The organism is Desulfoferrobacter suflitae (assembly GCF_022603395.1).
Lineage (GTDB): Bacteria > Desulfobacterota > Syntrophobacteria > Syntrophobacterales > Syntrophobacteraceae > Desulfoferrobacter > Desulfoferrobacter suflitae.
In genome coordinates this window covers 18710-40290 of sequence record NZ_JAIBKA010000013.1, presented here as the reverse complement: position 1 = coordinate 40290, position 21581 = coordinate 18710, and the positions used below count along the sequence as shown (strand labels likewise).

Here is a 21581-nt window from a genome sequence, read left to right as displayed (position 1 = left end):
CGGTTAACCCCGCTTCACAGGGTGGAACTTTTCATCCTCAGGTATCCCCTTTCAGGTCCCAACCGTTTGACCATGATCCGCCGCATGATCATGAAACCGGCTGCACATGCCAGGAGCCGCTGCCAGCTGCCGTGCATGACCAGGTAGAATCCCAGTACAACCATTCCCATGCGCAGCCAGAAGCTCAGCAGCAGGAAGAGCTGCGGACGTTTTGCACGGGGAATGCGCCTGACTGTCATCCAAAGGGTTCCGAAAAAGAAAAACCCAAGTGCCAGGCCGGCAATGACAGGTAACAAAAGAAAGAATAAAGCGTGGTTCATACTGCCTGCCTCACAGCGCTCCGGGCGCTATGCAGCCGGGTCATCCAATGCCGCCCGGTCGTTCTTACGAGTCCTGTCCACTTTCCCGCTTTATCCAAAACCAGGCGTTGAGGCATCCCAGGATGACGCCGGCAGCCAGCCCCATTAAGGTCCAGGAAAAGCGGCTGGCAAACTGCATATCAATCCATACCCCCACGGCTATGCCCAGCAGGGTGGGTATGGCCACCGACCAGCCGACCAGGCCAAACATTCCCAGGCCAAACCAGACGCTGCGATCGCGCTCACGGCGCGCGCGTATCTTCCGCTCTTCCTTTTGACCGACTTCCTGCGGGACGTCCTTGCCAGACCTCTTTGCTTTTCCCAATGGATCATCCTGCCTGGCCATACTCACCCAGCTCCAGAAAGCGCCGCGCAAAGTCCACCTCGATTTTCGCCAAGGCGGAGCGGGATTTCTTCTCCATTTCATCCAGGGACTGGAATTGCTTCTTTACGGTCTCGGCCAGCATGCCAAGATCCGCCCCAAGTACAGCCTTACGGGTGGAAACCAAGACCTCGGATCCGCATTTCACCAAAATCCCCTCGTCTACCGCCACAAAGGTTTCCGCTCCGCCTGCGTCTTCAAAAGAGAGCAAGCCGGGCACCAGGGCGGCAGTGAAGTCGATGTGTCGCGGCAGCAGGCAAAACTGTCCGTTTTCGGCTTCCGCGATCACCTTGGATACCTTTTCGTCCAGCATCGTCTGACTGGGAATCAGGATCTTCAAGTTCATCATGTGAGCAGGTCCATTCTGCAATGCAATCGGCGTTGCCCCGTTGCTTCGGGCGGCTAACCCTCAGGTTTTTTCGCTTCATCCGCCGTACCGATCATGTACAGAGCTTTTTCCGGATAGTCGGAAAAGGCATCGTTCAATATTTGTTCACAACCATCCAGTGCATCCTGTAAGTCAACCATTTTTCCCGCCATGCCGGTGAACTGTTCCGTGGTATAAAACGGTTGAGTGAGAAAGCGCTCCAGACGCCGCGCTCGATAGACCGTTTTGCGGTCCTCTTCGGACAGTTCTTCGAGGCCGAGCATGGCGATGATGTCTTTCAGTTCTTCGTAGGTCGCCAAAGTTCTCTGAACCTCGCGCGCGATGTGGTAGTGTTGTGCTCCCACCACTTGGGGAGTGAGCATTTTGGAGGCCGATTGCAGCGGGTCGATCGCGGGGTAGAGCCCTTCACTGGCCTTTTTCCTGGAGAGTACGATGGACGCCGAAAGGTGCCCAAAGGTGTGCACTGCAGCGGGATCGGTAAAATCGTCCGCCGGGACGTAAACCGCCTGGATGGATGTGATAGCGCCGGTCTTGGTATTGGCGATGCGCTCCTGCAGCTTTGCCAGTTCTGTCCCCATGGTAGGCTGGTACCCCAGCCGCGAGGGCAGTTGCCCCATCAGTCCGGAAACCTCGGAGCCCGCCTGAATGAATCGGAAAATGTTGTCAATCAACAGCAAAACATCCTGCCTGGCATCATCGCGAAAAAATTCCGCCATGGTGAGGGCCGTGTGGCCGACGCGAAATCGTGCCCCGGGCGGCTCATTCATCTGACCGAAAACCATGACGGTGTTCTCCAGCACCCCGGCTTCTTCCATTGCCCGGTAAAGCTCTTCGCCTTCACGGCAGCGCTCGCCGATCCCGCAAAAGATGCTGATGCCCTCATGCTGACCCACCATGTTGTGAATGAGCTCGGTGATGAGCACAGTCTTGCCGACTCCGGCGCCACCGAACAACCCCGCCTTGCCTCCCAATTCCAGCGGTGCCAGAACATCGATGGCCTTGATCCCTGTCAAAAAAAGCTCGGATGTCACGGCACGTTGCTCGAGGGGAATCGGTTCACTGTGGATGGAGCGCATTTCCTGAGCCCGCGGCGGCTCCTTCTTGTCAATGACCTCTCCCAAGACATTGAACATCCGCCCCAGGTTCTCTTTGCCGACGGGTACACTCAGCTGCCGACCCGTGTCGGTCACCGGCGCTCCCCGCCATAACCCGCGCGTCGGGTTCAAGGCAATGCCGCGCACCAACTCGGAATGGAGGTGGCTTTGCACCTCTACGACGATCTCGTTATTTCGGCCGGTGAGGAGAATATTGTGCAAGCCCGGCAAACCATGCGGAAAGCGAACGTCCACTACGCTTCCGCGCACCGACAGTACAACCCCTGAATTGTGATGCATTAGATGTGGTGACATGGAGACCCGTTGTTCATCAATTTGCAATGCCTGCTGCGGTTTCACAGTAGACTCTTTTGTTGCGACTTGCAATATCCGAGGATAAATCTCAGAATGGATTCACCGGCAGGCCGTCCGCGCTTGAACAGGTTTTTCCCTCGCCTCATGCGGGCGCGCGCAGTGAAGCTTTTATGGAGCTTGCCGGTTTTGCACGGTCATGGTATGGAATGGATAAGTCCATGTAATCATAGTAAAAAAGCGGCAGAGCATAGGTGCTGTCCGGATGACAAGCTGTTCAATCCGCGGGCAATTTGACCTTTGATCCATGGCCGCTGTCTGATGGGGTACGCCTCTTACATGGTTAAGATACCAAAGTTCTGGAAAGCTGGTTGGGCAGGTCGATGATGGTGACGCTGCTGATCCCCTAAGGTTCGTGTTCAGTTTTTTTCTGGTGCAGAAAGTCTCACCAGCCCCACACGAGGTCCTTTCTAACCCAGCCGGCCAAGCCGTTTTCATGTTTTACCTGAAACCAGTCCTTGTCTTGTTTGATGCGGCGCAGCACCTCTCCGCGCTGCACCTTGCCCACCACGCTGTAGGTGACACCCGGCCCGCTCCTCAGGTTGATGCGCTCTTTCATCACCACCAGATAAGCCTTGTCACTGACCAGTTTGGCATAGATCCAGCCGGTATCATCTTCAAAATCCTTGACCTTCAACCAGCCGTTCTTCCGCTCAATCACCTCGAGCGGATAGCCCTCCCCGAGCTCCCAGAGGACGGCGTAATTCAATCCCGGCCCTGAACGCATGTTGACCTTGTCGCGGGCTACGCTGACCATTTTCGCCTGGGCCAGAGTCGCGCTGAAAAGCACAACAACCAATCCTGAAACGAGTCGCCGGATCATGATGATATCTCCCAGTACTTGTTGAGGCTTACGGTAAAATGAGGTGGTTTGTATTAGAAACTGCTGTTTGACATCCCTTATGTGCCTAACAGGTGTGTGACGTCGCGTCAAGAAAATTCAGACACTTGTGCCTCCGCCGGCGGTTGTGCCGATCGCTCGTGTCGGAAAAGCGGGCGGGGAATGGTTAGCTTCGGTAACAGCTTTGACGGTTCATCAGCGTCCTTTTCCATGAACCAGTTCTTCCAGAATTCCCTGTCGATCCATCAGTTCCTGATAGTTTCCCAATTCCACAATCTTGCCCTCTTTCATGACCGCAATCTTATCGTAATTCTTTATGATATCCAGACGATGCACAACCGCCAGCAGGGTACTGCGGCCCCGCCATCGATCTTCCAGCAACTGTTGGATGCGCGTTTGGGACTCATTGTCAAGGCCGGAGGTCGCCTCATCCATGATCAAAATGGACGGGTTTTTAATGAATGTTCTGGCAATGGCCAGTTTTTGCTGCTGACCGCCGGAAAGATTGGCGCCTTTACTGCCGACCTGATATTGCATGCCCATCGCTACTATCTCTTCCAAAAATTCTTTGCCGATGAGCAGCCGCATGACAACGGTATTGAGCTTCTCCTGAGCTGCCGCAGAGTCGTCCTTCAATTTGCCATAAAGTAGATTGGTCAGAATCGATTGGCCGTAGAGATAATCCGAGGGTGCGCAGAACCTGATGTCATCGGGCCGCAATGCACACATGGTTTTTTTGAACAGGGCACGTGCCTGGATGATTCGTTCGGTGAGCTGTGGCCAGGGTTGAATGAAAATGTGTTTTTTCGGTACGAACTGCAACGCCGCCTGCAGGATTTTCCGGCGTTTTTTTCGGTTGATGTGCCTGCCTTGCCTCTTTTTCATGTGATACAGGATCGCTTTATATTCGCGAACAGCGTCAGGGGGAATGAACTCCAAAATTTGTGATGCCTCTTTCTCGGAAGAACGATTGTCGTACAGCTTAATGAGGGCTTCAATCAGCTGCGTGCCCAGCTGCAGCAGCGGTTCCAAAAGCTCCGCCTTCTTTAGAAACCGAATGAATTCATCCTTCTCAGGCAGTTCGGCCGTCACGGATGCCTGCAGTGACGGCCCAAACATCAGGTTTTCAGCCACACTGGAGCAATAAAGGTAACGCTCGGGGTGGTAAAACTCTACAATGTCGGCCAGTTTGTCGCCATATTCCTTGTGCAGCGCTTGACGCACTTGCAGGATTTGATCCACCATCGCCTCGTGACGGTCCTCGACCAGCATCGCATCCAGTCCGAAGCGCAGCACATCGGTAAACAGCCCGGTTTGCTGAAGAGCCAGAATCTTATCGTCCAGGCTCGGTGCACGGGCGATCCCCTCGCCGTGCAGCCCGTGGCCGCGTGCCAGAAAAGAATACAGCAGATTTTCCTCGACGCTCCCTTCGAATATGAAAGGCTCCTGGGAAACAAACCCGATGGTATGGGCCATATCTGCTTTGGTCAACCGGGAAACCTCCTTGCGGTCAATGAGGATTTCGCCTCCACTGTAAGGGTACAGCTGCCCGATGCACTTGGCCAATGTGCTTTTGCCGCTTCCGGAAAATCCCACCAGCGCCATTTGTTCTCCGTGCTTGAGGTCAAAAGTGATATCGGACAACAGCTGAATCCCGTCCTCCGTCACAAAGTCCAGGTTTTTCACCTCAATATCGCCGCTCAGCTGGAGGGGTTCCCGATCGCTTGGCAGCAAAGCATGATCGGTTGCCACATCAAAATAGTCCATGGTTTGATCATAGGTCACCCGTGCGGTTTGATAGGCCTGGTAGAAGTTGATCAGCTCCTTCCACGGGTCATACAGCTTGTCCTGTGCCGAAAGAAAAGCGACCAGCGCGCCCAGTTCCAACCGACCGTGAAGGGCCAGATATCCCCCGACCGCGAACACCAGAAACCGGCTGAAGTTGGTGAACAGGCTGTTCACCCGCTTGACACCGTGGCGGTAGAGGTTCCATATGATTCGGATGCGGCGCAGATTTTTTATGAGGGGCGAAAACTTGTCGGCTTCAATGGCATAGGCGCTGTTGGCATGAATCTCATGGATACCGGAAATGGCTTCTCCTGCCTTGCTCGACATCCTGCGGGTGGCATCGACGCGCATTCTGTTGTAACGATCAACCCGCTTTTGCAGTAACGGCACAATCAGCAGGATGGCGGGGTAAATGCTTAGAGAGAGTGCGGCTAACACGGGATTGAGCCAAAACAGGTAGCCGGAAAAGGCGCAAAGCATCATCAGGTTGGTCGCCGGTATGGCCACCGCCATGCCCACGAAGTCGCCCGCCGTGGCCAGTTCCTTGGTCAGAACCGATACCACCAGACCCGGTTGGGTCTTCCGATAAAAGCTCAGAGGCAGGGTGAGGATATGGCGATAGACTTCATCGCGCATGGCGTACACGGTGCGCTGACCGATGACGTTTTGCAGCACACTGATGGCATACTTCAGGGCGGTGGCTGAAACCACGGCAGCCAGGTATATGCCGCAATACACGACCAACAGGTCGAATTTGCGCAGGCTGATCGCTTCATTGACAATGCGCTTTTGCATCTCGAGCGGCAGCAGATTGGCAAATACGGCCAGGGCCGCGATGACGACGAGAAGCAATTGGAGCCCTCGATTATCTGAAGTTATCCAGGTCCGAAGCGGCTTTTTGGTTACGCTGGAGTATTTTTGTGCCATGCAAATCCCCTGTGCAGGTTTTTCCATCAGCGGTACAATTGGTCATCCTATACCATTTAAACGAATGGTTTTGGCTTTCAAGGCTGGGTTGAGGTGCGAAACCAGCAGAGTAGGCGTTGGGTTGAGCCTCGCGAAAAGCGTGTCCAACCCGGCCCACCCCAGCAATTCTCATTTTGGGTTTTGTCGAGTTTTTCGCACTTGCTCCCAGGTGATGCGAGGGCAAAGATATAGCCTGCGTCTTCTGGTAAGACGTTTCCGAGTTCAATCTTGTCTGTAGTTCGTGTTGCGGGCGGGCAATATACGCTGAAGATGTCCTCTCTACAATCCATCGCTTATCCAGGTGCAGCGCGCGTAAGGCCCTTTAGCATAAAGTCCAGGAGGTGTTGCCAGCTATCAAAACAAATGTAGCGGGTCAAGGCCCGTAGGTCATCGAAGAATGTCTTGCGTGACGGTAGAATCTTTCGAAGCCGCTGGTAGTCTTGGTCGGTCCATTCCAAGACGGTATGGAACAAAAAGGCCAGCAGGTTGAAGGCGACCAGCAGTGAGGACAGGTGCTGCTTGCCGTGTCCGTAATTGTGTTCGAGATTGTAGCCTTTGGTCTTCAGCGTATTATTGTTCTCATTTTCTACTTTCCAGCGGCTGCGGCCACCGGCGACAAGGATCTCCACATTATGATCGGTAATCTTAAAATTGGTGGCAAAGGCATTTTTGTAGAGCACTTGACCGTCTTCTTTGGAAATGGTCAACTCCATCCAGTTGACTGTCAATGCATCTTCGGTGTCGCGCAGAGGCACGTCGTTGGCGTATTTATAGGTGTAGATCTCCCGCTGCTTCCCATTCCAACGGGTGATAACAAATTGGTTGAGGTCTCCATGCTGCTCCAGCAGTTCCACCCATCGATAAAGGCTTTTATGCGAATCGGGCTTGCACACAAACAAGAAGTTGAACCCCTTGGAGAGAACCAGCCGGCACATTGGTTGACGACAATAGAGGTCGTCGCCCAGAATAGTTACAGCAATTTTACGGAATTTATCGCCGTGCTTTTCCAGCCACCGCTTAGCGGCATTGGTTTCACAGTCCTGTTTGTCACTGCCATCTTGAGGGACAACGAATTCAGGAGCCAGGGAAATCGCCACGTTGTGGGCAGGGTTTACGATCACCGGTGTAATGGCACTATGATGATAGGTTACCGAACCATCTTTGCGCATAGTGGTTGAACAATTCGGGCAATGAATCTTCTTGGATGAAAAATGGTAGGTACCATCAAAGGCCATCGCCAAATTGTCCCGGTACCAGAGCATAGGCGAGAGCAGATTCTGCGTTTTAAGAGTTTCGAACACATTGTCAAAGACCTGCGAAAGATATGATGGAGCAACTGGGTCAAGCATGTCTCGGATGTGGTTATCGGAAGGAATTTGTTGGATACCAAAAATAGTTTGAGTATTGTCTCTACCGGTGCGTTGGCGCATTGCTTTTTGATGTGCGAGGAATGAAGGATTCTGAGTGTAGAACACGGAAAACGCGGCCATACCAATGTCTTGCATGCTATAGGTGGTATTGTTGCCGGTTCGCTGATCCGGGAAGTGATCAATGGCGGCTCGCAGAAAGCTCAACAACGTCTCCAATTTAACCGGTTTATTGGACATCTCCCCTCCAGTCCTGCTGCAAATTGTTATGGGCCTAAAAACAGTCCAAATAACAATTGCATACACGACTATGGGCGTGCTGTCCAGGACAAAATCTTCAAAATGAGAATTGCTGGGCCCACCCCCAAAACATTGTCTTTCAGGCTGTAGAAATTAGAGAATAGGTCGGTGAACTCCGGTTGTCGAGGTTTTCCAATCGGGCAGCCGTGCCGGCAGGATGAAACAGGAGCTCGAGGGTCGATCCCGCTGGCGCCGCAACGGAGGGATGTGACTCGAGGCCGCCCGGGTGTATTGTGCATGCAAGGCAGGTGGCGAAATGCACATCATTGCTTATCTTAATGTTCAATCATGCAGGAGATTTTGGTCGCAAGGAAGACTCAGCAGCTTTCCGGGAGGAGATGCCATGTTTCTGGAAGTCGTTCGATCGCAAGGCTTGGCGCACTTGTCCTACATTGTCGGTGATGGCGGCAGGGCGGCGGTGATTGATCCGCGTCGCGACTGGCAGATCTACGTCGAGATTGCCTACCGCCAGGGTGCCCAGATCACCCACATCTTTGAAACGCACAGAAACGAGGATTATGTGATTGGCTCGCTGGAACTGGCGGGCCAGACGGGAGCGGATATTTACCACGGATGGCAGCTCCCCTTCGAGTACGGCAATGCGGTGCGCGAGGGCGACGAGTTCCAGCTGGGGGAGATAAATCTCACTGTCCTTGAAACGCCCGGGCATACTTATGAAAGCATTTCCATCGTGCTCGCCGATACGGCCTTCAGCGACCGGGCGGCGGCAGTCTTTACCGGGGATGCTCTGTTCATCGGCGATGTCGGTCGAACGGATTTCTTCCCCGATAAAGCGGAAGAGGTTGCCGCTCTTCTCTATGACAGCATTTTTCAAAAGATCCTTCCTCTTGGGGACCACGTCATCCTTTATCCGGCCCACGGGGCGGGCTCTGTTTGCGGTTCAGGGATGGCGGCCCGGGAATTTTCCACGTTGGGCTATGAACGTGCATTCAATCGGGCCCTCCAGGTGCAGGACCGGGACGAGTTCATTCAAAAAAAAGTGAATGAACATCACTACCAGCCGCCTTACTTCAAACGGATGGAGGAATACAACCTGAAGGGGGCTCCTCCCCTCGCCGGACTGCCGGCACCCAGACCTTACGGGGTGAGGCAATTTGCCAAGGCTATGGAGGACGGCATGACAGTGTTGGACATACGGAGCCCAGAGGCTTTCGCCGCCGCCTTCATACCCGGGAGTCTCGCGATCCCGCTGGATATGCTGCCGGCTTTTGCCGGCTATTACCTGTCCTATCAGGAAAACATCGGTCTGGTGGTGGAAAAACGGCAGGAGGTCGCACTTGCCGTGCGCTACCTGAATCGTTTGGGGTATGACAGAGTGGTCTGCTACCTGGAAGGGGGGCTCACCAGCTGGGAAACCTCCGGCTGTCAATACGACGGCATTCCCGCTGTTTATGCCGGCGAGATCAAGCGCAGGATTGAAGCCGGTGAGGAATTTACCCTGCTGGATGTGAGAAGCACACGGGAATTCACCGCAAGACACCTCAGGAACGCTTTCCACATCTACGTGGGAGACCTTCCGGAGCACCTCGACAGGGTCCCACGGGAAAGGCCCGTCACGACGTTTTGCGGAAGTGGCCAGAGGGCGATCATTGCGGCGTCTATTCTCAAGAAAAACGGTTTTAAGCAGGTGGAGGATTGTCTTGGATCGATGGAAGCTTGCGACGCCGTGGGATGTCCCCTGGCCGGTGACGACGCGTCATAAACATGGACCGATTGCTGTTTGTGCAAGCGGCGCTGCAGAGGGGGGCAGCGGGGCTGGACCGGCAGGACGCCAGGTGCTGGAACGGCTTGAGTTTCTGGAGGAATCAGCATGAGTGACCAGCTTAAGGATCGAGAGAAGAAGGATCAGGCGGGGACTGACCACCAAAGCCATCACGCCCGGATGGTAGCGGACTTTCGGCGTCGTTTCTGGGTTTCTCTCATCTTGAGCCTCCCCATTCTGGTTCTCGCTCCCATGCTCCAGCAGGCATTTGGTTATGAGGGGCTGATCGCATTCCCCTACCAAAATTATGTCCAATTCGGACTCGCCACAGTCGTGTTTGGTTACGGCGGTTGGCCATTTCTAAAAGGATTTTTCGACGAACTCAAAAAATCCCAGCCTGGAATGATGACCCTGATCGGGCTCGCCATTGCTGTAGCCTACGGCTACAGTTCTGCTGTGGTCTTCAAGCTGCCGGGACGAATGTTCTTCTGGGAATTGGTAACGCTGATTGATGTCATGTTGCTGGGGCACTGGATCGAAATGAAATCGGTCTTGGGCGCGTCCGGCGCACTGGAAGAGTTGGTGAAGCTGATGCCTTCCAAGGCCCACCGGGTCACCGAAAGCGGCGACACAGAAGATGTACCGGTTTCCGCCCTCAAAAAAGGCGACCGGGTACTGGTCAAGCCGGGCGAAAAGATACCGACAGACGGGGTGGTTGCGGAAGGGCGCACCAGCGTCAACGAATCCATGCTCACCGGGGAAACCAAGCCGGTGGAGAAGGGCGACGGCGACGAACTGATCGGCGGCTCTATCAACGGAGAAGCGACGGTCACCGTGGAAGTGCAAAAGACCGGGGATGAGACCTATCTTTCCCGGGTGGTCAACATGGTCAAGGAAGCGCAACGGTCCCGGTCGAGGGCTCAGGATACGGCCAACCGCGTGGCCAAGTGGTTGACCCTGATCGCCATCACCGCCGGGGTCGGCACGCTGGTTGTCTGGTGGTATTTCGCCGGGCGCGATTTCAACTACTCGCTGCAACGTATGGTCAGCGTCATGGTGATCACCTGTCCACATGCTCTTGGGCTGGCCGTCCCGTTGGTGGTAGCGGTTTCCACCACACTTGCGGCGCGCAGCGGATTGCTCATTCGCGACCGCACCGCCTTCGAACGGGCTCGGTCGCTGCAGGCCATCGTGTTCGACAAAACCGGAACGCTCACCGAAGGAAGATTCGGAGTCACCCGGGTAGTATCCCTTGGCGATCTGCAGGAAGATCAAGTGCTGCGCCAATGCGCGAGTATCGAGAGTCATTCGGAGCACCCGATTGCGCGCGGTATCGTTGCAGAAGCCAAACAGCGCGGCCTGGATTATCCCGCACCGAAGGACTTCGAGGCCATCGCCGGCAAGGGTGCTCAGGCGCGCATTAACGATCGCAGCGTCAAAGTCGTGAGTCCCGGTTATCTGCAGGAAAACAACCTGCATGTGGATGATGACAGGCTTTTGCAAATGGCCGAAGCAGGCAATACCATCGTCTACCTGCTGGTCGACGACCAGGTCGAGGGGGCCCTGGGACTGGCCGATGTAGTCAGGCAAGAGTCGCATGAAGCCATCGCAAGACTCAAGAGAATGGGTATTCGGGTCATGATGCTAACCGGAGATTCCAGGGCTGTGGCCCGTTCCGTTGCGCAGGAATTGGAGTTAGACGATTACTTCGCCGAGGTCCTTCCCGAGCAGAAGGCCTCCAAGATAAAGGAAGTGAAAGGGCGGGGCCTTACTGTGGCTATGGTGGGAGACGGTGTGAACGACGCTCCAGCCTTGGCGGAAGCTGACGTCGGGGTGGCCATCGGTGCGGGTACGGACGTCGCCATGGAGGCCGCCGACATCGTGCTGGTGCGATCAGACCCGCGTGATGTGGCAGCCATCACGCAACTGGCGCGTGCGACCCACTCCAAAATGGTGCAAAATCTTTGGTGGGCGGCCGGCTACAACGCTTTCGCCATTCCTCTGGCGGCTGGTGCATTGTTCCCGTGGGGCATTATTCTGCCGCCGGCCGTCGGGGCTCTGATCATGTCGGCCTCGACCGTGATCGTGGCGATCAACGCCAAGTTGCTGGATCGCAAAAAACCTGCTCTCCAGGGAGATCACGATGATTCGATGGAGGAGAGCAGACCATCGTAGCAGCGGGTCGGTGCAGGCAGACCGCAATTAGCAAACGGGCACGGCGCAGTTGCACACACCAAAGGGCCTGTCTGCCGGCATCACCGCCCGCGACAGCAAATGATTACAAGAACAAAGATGCCAGGACCGCGGCACAGGTGGAGGGACAGATGGAAACCAACAGATACGGATGGTGCGGAAAAATACTCAGGGTGGACCTTTCTGCAGGGGAAGTTACCCGGCTGAACACCATGGACTATGCGGATCGCTTCCTGGGCGGCCGGGGAATCGCCACGCGCCTTTACTGGGAGGAAGTGGGGCCCGGTGTGGGCGCCTTTGATGCAGAAAATTGCCTCATTTTGATGACCGGCCCTCTCGGAGCTACGGGAGCTCAGGGGGCTTCCCGCTTTGAAGTGGTGGGAAAGTCTCCCATGTTGATGCCGGAGGGATTTTGCTACGGAAACCTGGGAGGATTCTTCGGACCCGCTCTGAAAAGAGCGGGATACGACGGAGTGGTCATTTCAGGGAAATCGGAAAAGCCCGTTTATCTATGGATTCACGACGGCGCGGCCCACATCCTGGATGCTTCTCCCCTGTGGGGCAAGGGGACTTATGACACGCGAGACATCCTCCAGCAGATGCACGGGCGGAAAGTTCGTTTTGTAACCACCGGGGTGGCGGGTGAAAATATGTGCCGCAGTGCCAACCTGATGACCGACAATGAAGGCAGCGCCACCGGCGGATTCGGTGCGGTTATGGGCTCCAAAAAGCTCAAGGCGGTCGCCGTCCTGGGTACGGGCAACCCGCTGGTTGCCCGACCGGAACAATTGAAGGAGTTGAATAGACTCGCCGTTCATTTGAACCAGCGCGATCCCCTGGTGCCTCCCTTTCCCCCTGAGCAGGTGCAGCGAACCGGTCAGTCTTCCTGTTACCAGTGTGGACTCGACTGCAAGTACCGAAACACTTTTCGAACAGCCTCAGGGAAAGAGGTGTTGCGAAAATGTCAGTCCATGTTTGTGTATTTTCCGTGGGTCATGAGAAGGCCGGGGGAGCCCGTCGAGACCGCCATCGATGCGACGGGAATCTGCAACGACCTGTCCATTTGCACGATGGAGATGGCCAATATCCTCCAGTGGCTCGAAAGCTGCTGCCAAGCCGGCTACCTCACTGCGGAAAAGACCGGGCTGGATATGTCCAAGCTGGGAACGCATGAATTTTTCTACAGCCTGGCTCACATGATTGCCCGTCGAGAGGGTTTTGGCGACCTCCTCGCCGAGGGTCTGCTGCGCACCGGTGAAACGCTCGGGGAGTCGGCCAGGGCGCATTTTTCCAACGAAGTGTCGGGCGTTGGGGCCGGTGCGACCTACTCCGCGCGGGAATATCTGACAAACGGTTTGCTTTATGCACTGGAGCCAAGGCAGCCCATTGCCATGCTGCATGAGATAAGCTGGTTGACCGGTTTGTGGGTCATGAATCGCGCCGACCCCAAATCCTCTCCGGTCACTTCCGAGGTCTTTCGAGCGGCGGCAAGCAGGTTCTGGGGACACGAAAAAGCCTGGGACTTGAACAGCGAAGAGGGGAAAGCCGTGGCGGCGACCCGCATCATCGATCGCACCTATGTGAAAGACAGCCTGATACTGTGTGATTCCGCCTGGCCCATCATGGTCTCGTGGAACACGGCCGATCGCCTCGGCGAGCCGACCCTCGAGAGCCGCATTTTTTCCGCCGTAACCGGTATCGAAACCGACGAAGGGGCTCTCAATGAATACGGCGAACGCATTTTCAATCTGCAGCGAGCGGTCCTGTTGCGAGAAGGATGGAGGCCCAAAACCGATGATGTCCCCAGAGAGTTCAATTTCGTCGACCCGGTTGAAACGGTCTTCATGAACCCTGAGGTGATCGTGCCTGGACCGGGAGAAGAGGTTATCAGCCGAAAAGGCCAAACTCTTGATCGTGAAGTATTTGAACGGATGCGCAGAGAATTTTACCAGCTGCGCAACTGGGACGGCGATTCGGGTCTGCAGACGGCTGAAACCCTGGAGCGCCTGGGGCTTTCCGAAGTCGCGCGGGAACTGCCAAAGACGCATGGATCATGACGGCAACCCAACCTCAAAGCTGCCTGTGTGAACCATTTTGCGGCAAAATAACAATCCCGCTCACGCTTCGGTGTCGACATCCAGGATGTTTTCCGTCTCGCCGTTTCGGACCAGGATACAGGTGCCGGTGGATTGAAGTATTTCTTCGACCTGTTTGACATAGGCCGTGAGCTGCTCCTCCGTTGGGACTTGCAGCCCTAAAAACACCAGATCGCTCTCAGCGCTGTGCTGTCGCAGCACCGAGGTGAATGGCTGCTCCGGAGCGGAGCGAATAAATACCTTGGGTTCAGCATTCACGCGAACACGATGCAGCAGCTCTTCGATGTGCCGGGTGACTCCCGGCACCCCTTCTTCCCGGGTCAACAGCCGCAGAATTCGCATGCGGGCGCCGTTCCAGGCAAGACTCTGCGCGATGATGTGGGCGATGAGGAGCATCAGCTCGCCGTTGCGGTCTTGTCCCCGCCACCATATATCGATGCATTTTTTTTCTCCAAAGCCCCTGGATTCATCATACTTGAGAAACAGGACCGATTTTTTGAGAGCCACCATTTTGCGCAGCAGCCTGAATTGCTCCATCTGCATGGCGTGGCGGGTTCCCCAGCCAAACAGCACGACATTCGGCTCGAGACCTGCCAGTCCATGGGCCTGAAGCATGGTCAGCGCATCGCTGTAGAGGTTCTCCACAATACTGCATTCGGTGAATGCTACCGCACCGTGTTCCCGCAGATATTTCTGCATGTGCTTTCTGGATGTGTCACGCAGCCCTTTGCCGGCCAGTTGCTCCACTTGGCCGGCAATAAGGTGGTAAAAGGTGATGAAGCCTCTGCCCCGCGCCAGCCAGGTTCCCACTTCCAGCAAATGCTCCTGGGTTTGTGGAGAACGGAGAAACACCACAATGTTAGGCCGCCAGTTCTTCACGTGCCAGGGGACCGTTTCCAGCCGTATCAAGCCAAAACGGGACAAGGCGAACCATATTCCGCTGCGTATGTCCCCCCAGTCATGGCGTAAAGCGCGCCGCCCCAGGTAGAGAAACACGCCGTAACTGATGCAGATGGCCACCAGGGTCGCCGCAGTGTCGATGAGGAACATGGCGGCGTAACAGCCGATGGCTCCGAGCAGCGAGAAGATCCAGGGCACTCTGAACTGGGGTCTGAAGCTGGGATTTCCGATCAGCTGCTCGAGGCCGGCGGTCAAGTTGATCATTCCGTAGGTGTTGAGAAAGAACATGGTGATGATGGCCGCCACGAAATCGAGATTGCCCATCCAGATGATTCCAACTGCAATGGCCGTAGTCACGACAACCGCCAGCCTTGGTTCGGTTATGCTGCCGAGCTGAGCGCCGAAAATTTTGGGGACCACGTGATCCGTTGCCAGCGCCTTCAAGGTTCTGGGAGCCGCCAAAATACTTCCAAGGGCGGAAGAGAGGGTTGACGCCCAGACGCCCGCGATGATCAGCAGCGGCCATTTGGCCAATGTCTGCATGATCATATAGTCGTTCAGCAGTTCGTCCACTGTGGCATGGCCCGCCAACCAGACCGTAACAAGGATGTAGACGAGTGCCGTGACTGCGATGGATGCAAGCGTTCCCAGCGGGATGCTCCTGGCCGGATCTTTGAGGTCGCCCGACATGCTGGCCCCAACGGCGATTCCCGTAACCGCCGGGAAAAAGATAGCGAATACCTGCCAGAAGGAAGCCGTTGAGCCTGGCGAACTGAACAGCTGCAGGGTGGTCCAATGGGGCCGGCTGCCGGCAAAGAAAGAGACCAGTGCTGAAGCCAGAATCAACAGAATAAAGAACTGAATCTTCAACGCAAAGTCGGCTCCAATGTAGGCCAGCAAACCAAATAAAAGTGCAAGGGAGGTTGCGACCACTCTGGGATCGGCGACAGGATAAACGGCAACAAAAGCTTCTGTGAATCCGATCAGGTAAAAGGCTACCGAAATGGCCTGGGAGAGATAGAGCGGCAGCCCGATGGCGCCTCCTATCTCAAGCCCCAGAGTGCGCGAGATCATATAGTAGGTGCCGCCGGTTCTGACCTGCATGTTGGTTGAGATTGCAGAGAGCGACAGCCCGGTGAGGAGCGATATCAGGTTGGCGATGACAATAATGATCAGTGCACCGATCAAGCCGGCCTGGCCAACGACCCAGCCGAGGCGAAGAAACAGAATGATGCCGAGTATGGTCAGAACATTCGGGGTAAAAACTCCCGGAAAAGTTCCGAATCGCCCTTTGTTTTGCATTTTCGCAATCAGCTTTTCGGTTGAGGGTTGCAGCCGCAATAACGCCCTTTATTGATCCGCGCCCTCAATTATGTCGGTGGTGTGCTTCACTGTTTCCCGGCGGGCGGCTCCCCGGCTTTTCTCGTTCCTAAGTACGCTGCAATCACTTTCGGATCGCGCTGCACTTCCCGGGGAATGCCGGAGGCGATCCTGGCGCCGTGCTGCAACACCACAACCCGGTCGGCCAGCCGCATGACCACGTTCATGTCGTGCTCCACCAGAATAGTGCCCATGCCGCGTTCGCGCAGCTCTTCGATGTGTTTGACCAACACCGCGCTTTCGCGCGGGTTGAGACCGCCGACGGGTTCGTCCAGCAGCAGGACGCTTGGAGAGAGCGCCAGCGCACGTGCCAGTTCCAGCAACTTCTGTTCGAGCAGGGTAAGACGCTGAACGGGATAGTCTGCTTTGCCGCCCAGGTTGAAGGCTTCCAGGAGCTGCCCGGTGCGAGCGCGCAGCTGAGCCTCTTCGCTTCTCTCTTTGGGAAGATGCAGGCAGGCTTGAAGAAACCCCGCATGACCACTGATGTGACTGCCCAAAAGCGCATTTTCCAGAACGGAAAACCCCTGATAAATCTGTACCGTCTGGAATGTTCTGCCGACCCCCCGGGCGGCAATCCTGTGAGGCATGCTGCCCACCAGTGGGGTCCCCTGGATCCATACCTTTCCGGAGTCCGGTTTCAGCAATCCGCAGATGATATTCAGAACAGTGGTCTTGCCGGCACCATTGGGACCAATGAGGGCCACGATCTCCCCCGCGGCGACTTCCATGCCGACCTGGTTCAAAGCCTGCAGTCCGCCGAAGCTCACGGAGACATCGACAAGTCGCAGCAGGGGCTCAGGTTTTGGCCCGCGAGGCGAAACTTCCCGGGCCAATCGGCGTTTCTTCCGAAGCTTCGCGCTGGCCGGTGCTGCAGGCTTTCCATGCGCCTGTCCGTCTGCTTGCCACTGCGTCGGTCCGGCCCGGCGCAATCGTGAAAGGGAGGCAAGGGCGGAGACCAGCCCCTGCGGTGAAAAGACCAACACGCCCATCAGGATGAGCCCATAGCTGAGCACATACCAATCCTCGAACTGGTGCAGCAGTTCCGGCAGCGAAGTCAACAGCATCGTGCCTGCCAGCCCTCCCCAAAGGCTTCCCATCCCGCCCACCACAACCATCGTGACCACCTGAACCGAATAAAAAATATCAAAGGTTTTGGGGCTTATGAAGGTGACGTAGTGGGCATAGCAGAAGCCGGCAAGCCCGGCGTACAGCGCGCTCAACACAAACACCGCGACTTTGTAGCGGTGACACGGGATGCCCAGAGTCTCGGCCGTCAGCTCCTTTTCATGAATGGCCTTGAGCGCTCTACCCATTCGGGAATCGGTCAGGTTCAAGGTGAGAGCAAAAACCACAACGAACAAAGTCCAGATGAAGATATAAAACTTCAGGTCGCTGTCGATGGTCAACCGCCCCATGGACAATTGCGGAATTCCGGGAAATCCCGAGGGTCCCCCGGTGATATCATCCATCTGATTGAGCAAAATATCCACGATAATATTGAAGCCCAGGGTCGCCATGACCAGGTAATGGCCTTCCAGCCGCAAGGTGGGCAGTGCCAGCAGGCATCCGATCAGTCCCACCGATGCAAGGGCAAAGAGAAAAGAATAAAAAATGGGCCACTGCCATGTGGTGCCGGCAATGGCGCTCACATATGCGCCGATTCCAAAAAAAGCCGCATGCCCCAGCGAGACCTGCCCGGTCGAACCGATCAGGAGATTCAGTCCGAGCACTACCAGGGCGTTCAAGGCCATTACGTTGAAGAATAACAGGAAATAGTCGTTTGGCAGTATCACCGGTATGAGTGCTAAGAGGCCGATCAGGGCAAGAAGAGCTTTCCACTGGGCGGGTAGCAGAGGGAGGTGGCAAATGTCCTTGGCGTTCTGATACGTTCGTGCGGTCAAGTTAAAGCCTTCGTACCCGGACACTGCCAAACAGGCCCGCCGGCCGCAAAAAGAGGATGCCCAGCAGCACTATGAAAGCGATGGCGTCTTTGTAGGAGGATGAAATGAAGCCCGCCCCGAAGGATTCCAGGATGCCCAGCAGCAGTCCTCCGGCCACGGCTCCCACTGTGCTTCCATAGCCGCCCAGAATGGCCCCGGCAAAACCCTTCAGCCCCAGCATCAACCCCCCTTCGTAACTCATGCTGGTGATGGGAGTGATCAAAATACCGGCCAGGGCTCCAAGGGCCCCGCTGAGGGCAAATGCCAGAGCCACCAGCCTGCGCACCGAAATGCCGATCAGTGCGGCGCCGAAAGGGTTGTCGGCGGCTGCGCGCATGGCTTTTCCCAGCAGGGTGCGGTGGAAAAAGACATAGAGCAGGCCCAGCACCATGAGTGAGACAGCCAGTATCCAAAGGGTCTGAGGCATAATGGCGGCCTCCAGGAAAAATAGGGGAGCATCGCCCCCAATGGGCGGCAAAATCCTCGAGCTCTTGCCCCAGACCAGCATGGCCGCGCCGCGAAAGCTGATGGAAGCTCCGATGGTGATCATGACCAGTGTCAAAATGTCGCGGTTTCGCGAGTGACGGACCGGGCCCTGCTGAAGAGCAATGCCAACGAGCGCCGTACCGAGTATGCCGATCATGAGAGCGAGGGGCAGAGGAACGTGTGCAACCTGGTGGAGGGAGATGGCGATCATGGCGCCCAGCATGACAAAGTCGCCTTGAGCGAAGTTGACAATGCCCGTGGCGTTCTGGATGAGGCAGAATCCGAGGGCGATGAGGGCGTAAATGCTGCCGTTGGTGATTCCGGAAACGAAAAATTGAGGAATCAGATTCCAGTTCATGGCTTCAGTTTTTCTCTGGCTGCACTGAGCCCGGCGCGGAAAGCGTTGAGGTTCATCTCCAACTGTCTCCCGCCCGAGCGATTCAAGACTTTTTGCATGTGTTCGGCACTGCAAAAAAGTTCTCCTGAAGCAAGGGCAAAGGCCAACAGAACCAGGTTGGCCGAGACCGGTGCATTCAGACGGGAAGCAATGCGAGTGGCATCGAGGGCATTGCTGTCCTGCGCATCTTGCGTGTTGCTGAATGCCTTGCCGGCAGATTTCAGGTAATGTCTGTGGACGGCTAAACCGTCTGCATGCAGTGCCAGCAGAACGTCTGCACGTCCGGGTCGGATGAGGGGGCTGCTGAACTCGAAACGGGGGCTCCGCCGGCCCGCCCCGGTCTCTGCCAAAGCAGACTCCGTCCGCGGTTCCCCGACTTTGAGATGGCTCACAACATTGCCGCCGCGCTGAGCCATGCCGTGCGTTTCCGATATGAGAACATGGCGGTCCTGATCCACTGCCGCCTGGGCCAGCAGCCGGGTGATGAACAGTACTCCCTGGCCACCCACGCCGCTTATGATGATCTGCTGCATGACGTTACCTTTGGGTTGAGTTGATCGTTAACCGCGCCGCGCCCGGAAGATGGCCATGGTGCTGTTCAACCTGCAATCTCGATCGCCCGGTTGGGGCACACATGAACACATACCGCACAGCCGGTGCAAAGAGTCCTGTCGATCTGCACGGGCATCTTTTCTCCCGGGCTCTGCAGGGCGGGACATTCAAAATGCTTGATGCAGAAATCGCAGCTCTTGCATTTGTCGTTGATCACGATGTTCCGGGGTGTCCAACTGCGCGGCTGGGTGCGATCCATGAGGCAGGGCCGTTTGGCAATCACTACCGCAATTCCCCCATCAGCGTCCCTGGTATGGTTCCCGGCCTTTTTCAGCAAATCGATGAATTCGGGTAGCCGGTAGGGATCGGCCGTTTCCACAAATCGAACGCCACAGGCCCTGGCAATTTCCGCGATAGAGATCTGCGGGACTTGATGTCCGTCAACCGTCATTCCGCCGGCCGGAGTGGGTTGATGCCCGGTCATAGCAGTAGTGCTGTTATCCAGCACCACCAGAACGAATCGGGTTCCTTGCACTACGGCATTGAGCAGGGCCGGAATACCCGCGTGAAAGAAAGTGGAATCACCAATGGTTGCCGCAATGGGCGGGTGGTCGACTCCGCCGGCGCGATACGCGTGATAAAATCCCGCAGCGAGCCCGATGGCGGCCCCCATGCACAGCACCGTGTCCACCGCCCCAAGGTTCAGGCCCAGAGTATAACAGCCGATATCGCTCGGGTAGATGGCCTTGGGAAAGGCTTTTTTTATGGCAAAAAATGCAGCCCGGTGGGGGCATCCTGCACACAGCGTCGGGCGCCGGCCGGCAATGTTGGGCGGCTCGATTCGCTCGGCGGATGGCAGGTCCAGAAATTTGCGCACAATGTCTTCCACCACTTCGGGCAGCAGCTCGCCCGCGGCCGGCACCACATGGTTGGTACGCCCCAGAACTTTTTCCTTGTTTTGCAGCTGGAGCTCGATGACCGGGGAGGTTTCTTCCAGCACCAGGACTTTGTCATAGCGCCTCAGCAGTTCTTGGCGGAAGCCGGCGGAAAGAGGGTAGGGCATAAGGACTTGGTAAAGAGGAATGCTGTCGTACAGGTGGAGATCGGCGAGGATTTCTTTGGTGTGAGCGAAAACGACTCCCGACGCCAGAATGCAAACAGAACCGGATCTATTTCCCCGTTCGGCAGCCAACCGCAACGGATCGTCATTCGCCAAGCGGGGATAAAACTGCGCTTGCTGTGCGATGCTTTCAATCTTTTCGTTAAGCTGGTGGTGAAGCATCAGGCGAAATTTTGGAGTCGCCGCCCAGCGGCCCGGGTTCCTATCGAATGCGGGTGTCTGGCGGAATCCGGAAAAACAAGGCAGTTCCATGTCCTGGCGGGCGTGACATATGCGCGTGGTTGGGCGGAGCATAACCGGGATTTCGAACTGTTCTGACAGCTCATAGGCCATCCGGACAAATTGGCGCGCTTCGGCGGGCGACGTCGGGTCGAGCACCGGCAGCTTGGCCATCATGGCATAAAAGCGACTGTCCTGTTCGGTCTGAGAGCTATGGGGCCCGGGGTCGTCTGCAACCACCAGGACAAAGCCGCCTTTTACGCCCGTGTAGGCGGCGCTCATCAACGGGTCGGCCGCCACATTGAGGCCCACCTGCTTCATGATCACAGCCGCGCGCCGGCCGGTATAAGCAGCCGCCAATGCGACTTCAAAGGCAACTTTTTCGTTGACGGACCATTCTGCATGCAGATCGAGTGCGTGTTGCCGCTTCAACCCCAGCAGTGTGCTCAAAACTTCAGAGGCCGGTGTGCCGGGGTAGGAGGCGGCCAGCGTGCAGGAGCATTCGACGAGTCCGTAGGCTATGGCTTCATTCCCGAGAAGTATATGATATTTGCTCAATCGCAGGCTCCTAAAAGTAGTCATTTGCAGGTGAATCCTTCTAGCAAAGGCGCGTGGTCGGGTCAAGCAGGAAGCAACGGTGTGGGTAATCACAAGGGCATGCCCGGATGCCGGTCGCAACCATTTGTGAAATCAGGAAAAGAGTGTTACATGATTGTTT

General features: G+C 56.1%; 15 protein-coding genes. 3 read left to right on the top strand and 12 right to left on the bottom strand.

The features are described 5' to 3' along the window. Positions 1-14 precede the first annotated feature (14 nt). From K1V27_RS19190 to K1V27_RS19160, 7 genes are all read right to left on the bottom strand, one after another. Positions 15-320: an ATP synthase subunit I gene (locus tag K1V27_RS19190; protein WP_258931676.1), complete on the bottom strand. Its 306-nt coding sequence runs from the start codon at positions 318-320 to the stop codon at positions 15-17. A gap of 64 nt (positions 321-384) precedes the next feature. After that, a complete protein-coding gene (locus K1V27_RS19185) occupies positions 385-705 on the bottom strand; it encodes an AtpZ/AtpI family protein (protein ID WP_435051683.1) in 321 nt (106 codons plus the stop codon). Further along, on the bottom strand, positions 689-1087 hold the full coding sequence (locus K1V27_RS19180; RefSeq protein ID WP_353740628.1) for a F0F1 ATP synthase subunit epsilon: 399 nt from the start codon (positions 1085-1087) through the stop codon (positions 689-691). Before K1V27_RS19180 ends, K1V27_RS19185 begins: the two co-directional genes overlap by 17 nt. Positions 1088-1143: 56 nt before the next feature. Beyond that, the gene (gene atpD / locus K1V27_RS19175) at positions 1144-2538 is read right to left on the bottom strand and encodes a F0F1 ATP synthase subunit beta (protein ID WP_258931673.1); all 1395 of its coding nucleotides are present in this window, start codon (positions 2536-2538) and stop codon (positions 1144-1146) included. 442 nt (positions 2539-2980) lie between these two features. Then, complete coding sequence (locus K1V27_RS19170) at positions 2981-3418, bottom strand: SH3 domain-containing protein (protein WP_258931672.1); 438 nt, start codon at positions 3416-3418, stop codon at positions 2981-2983. Positions 3419-3631: 213 nt separating this feature from the next. Then, positions 3632-6151 carry an ABC transporter ATP-binding protein/permease gene (locus K1V27_RS19165; protein WP_258931671.1) on the bottom strand — a complete coding sequence of 840 codons (2520 nt, stop codon included), beginning with the start codon at positions 6149-6151 and terminating at the stop codon, positions 3632-3634. A 332-nt stretch (positions 6152-6483) separates the two neighbouring features. Next, complete coding sequence (locus K1V27_RS19160) at positions 6484-7767, bottom strand: ISNCY family transposase (protein WP_435051665.1); 1284 nt, start codon at positions 7765-7767, stop codon at positions 6484-6486. A gap of 433 nt (positions 7768-8200) precedes the next feature. Here K1V27_RS19160 and K1V27_RS19155 point away from each other — a divergent pair, with 433 nt between their 5' ends. From K1V27_RS19155 to K1V27_RS19145, 3 genes are all read left to right on the top strand, one after another. Then, entirely contained in the window at positions 8201-9580 is a 1380-nt protein-coding gene (locus K1V27_RS19155; protein ID WP_258931670.1) for an MBL fold metallo-hydrolase, read from the top strand. 108 nt (positions 9581-9688) lie between these two features. Next, on the top strand, positions 9689-11755 hold the full coding sequence (locus tag K1V27_RS19150; RefSeq protein ID WP_258931669.1) for a copper-translocating P-type ATPase: 2067 nt from the start codon (positions 9689-9691) through the stop codon (positions 11753-11755). Between the two features lie 149 nt (positions 11756-11904). Further along, on the top strand, positions 11905-13830 hold the full coding sequence (locus tag K1V27_RS19145) for an aldehyde ferredoxin oxidoreductase N-terminal domain-containing protein (RefSeq protein WP_258931668.1): 1926 nt from the start codon (positions 11905-11907) through the stop codon (positions 13828-13830). A 60-nt stretch (positions 13831-13890) separates the two neighbouring features. Here K1V27_RS19145 and K1V27_RS19140 read toward each other — a convergent pair whose 3' ends face one another. The 5 genes from K1V27_RS19140 to iorA form a co-directional block, all read right to left on the bottom strand. Further along, complete coding sequence (locus K1V27_RS19140) at positions 13891-16071, bottom strand: APC family permease (RefSeq protein WP_258931667.1); 2181 nt, start codon at positions 16069-16071, stop codon at positions 13891-13893. An 86-nt stretch (positions 16072-16157) separates the two neighbouring features. Then, a complete protein-coding gene (locus K1V27_RS19135; protein WP_258931666.1) occupies positions 16158-18050 on the bottom strand; it encodes a branched-chain amino acid ABC transporter ATP-binding protein/permease in 1893 nt (630 codons plus the stop codon). Between the two features lies 1 nt (position 18051). After that, complete coding sequence (locus K1V27_RS19130; protein WP_258931665.1) at positions 18052-18933, bottom strand: branched-chain amino acid ABC transporter permease; 882 nt, start codon at positions 18931-18933, stop codon at positions 18052-18054. Further along, entirely contained in the window at positions 18930-19505 is a 576-nt protein-coding gene (locus K1V27_RS19125) for a 2-oxoacid:acceptor oxidoreductase family protein (protein ID WP_258931664.1), read from the bottom strand. The genes K1V27_RS19130 and K1V27_RS19125 overlap by 4 nt, the downstream gene beginning before the upstream one ends. 65 nt (positions 19506-19570) lie before the next feature. Then, the gene (gene iorA, locus K1V27_RS19120) at positions 19571-21421 is read right to left on the bottom strand and encodes an indolepyruvate ferredoxin oxidoreductase subunit alpha (RefSeq protein ID WP_258931663.1); all 1851 of its coding nucleotides are present in this window, start codon (positions 21419-21421) and stop codon (positions 19571-19573) included. Positions 21422-21581: the final 160 nt, after the last annotated feature.

Bases quoted from the DNA above. Each gene is read 5' to 3' on its own strand.
- K1V27_RS19190 (WP_258931676.1), bottom strand. From the start codon at position 320: ATGAACCACGCTTTATTCTTTCTTTTGTTACCTGTCATTGCCGGCCTG.
- K1V27_RS19185 (WP_435051683.1), bottom strand. From the start codon at position 705: ATGGCCAGGCAGGATGATCCATTGGGAAAAGCAAAGAGGTCTGGCAAG.
- K1V27_RS19180 (WP_353740628.1), bottom strand. From the start codon at position 1,087: ATGAACTTGAAGATCCTGATTCCCAGTCAGACGATGCTGGACGAAAAG.
- atpD (WP_258931673.1), bottom strand. From the start codon at position 2,538: ATGTCACCACATCTAATGCATCACAATTCAGGGGTTGTACTGTCGGTG.
- K1V27_RS19170 (WP_258931672.1), bottom strand. From the start codon at position 3,418: ATGATCCGGCGACTCGTTTCAGGATTGGTTGTTGTGCTTTTCAGCGCG.
- K1V27_RS19165 (WP_258931671.1), bottom strand. From the start codon at position 6,151: ATGGCACAAAAATACTCCAGCGTAACCAAAAAGCCGCTTCGGACCTGG.
- K1V27_RS19155 (WP_258931670.1), top strand. From the start codon at position 8,201: ATGTTTCTGGAAGTCGTTCGATCGCAAGGCTTGGCGCACTTGTCCTAC.
- K1V27_RS19150 (WP_258931669.1), top strand. From the start codon at position 9,689: ATGAGTGACCAGCTTAAGGATCGAGAGAAGAAGGATCAGGCGGGGACT.
- K1V27_RS19145 (WP_258931668.1), top strand. From the start codon at position 11,905: ATGGAAACCAACAGATACGGATGGTGCGGAAAAATACTCAGGGTGGAC.
- K1V27_RS19140 (WP_258931667.1), bottom strand. From the start codon at position 16,071: ATGCAAAACAAAGGGCGATTCGGAACTTTTCCGGGAGTTTTTACCCCG.
- K1V27_RS19130 (WP_258931665.1), bottom strand. From the start codon at position 18,933: ATGAACTGGAATCTGATTCCTCAATTTTTCGTTTCCGGAATCACCAAC.
- K1V27_RS19125 (WP_258931664.1), bottom strand. From the start codon at position 19,505: ATGCAGCAGATCATCATAAGCGGCGTGGGTGGCCAGGGAGTACTGTTC.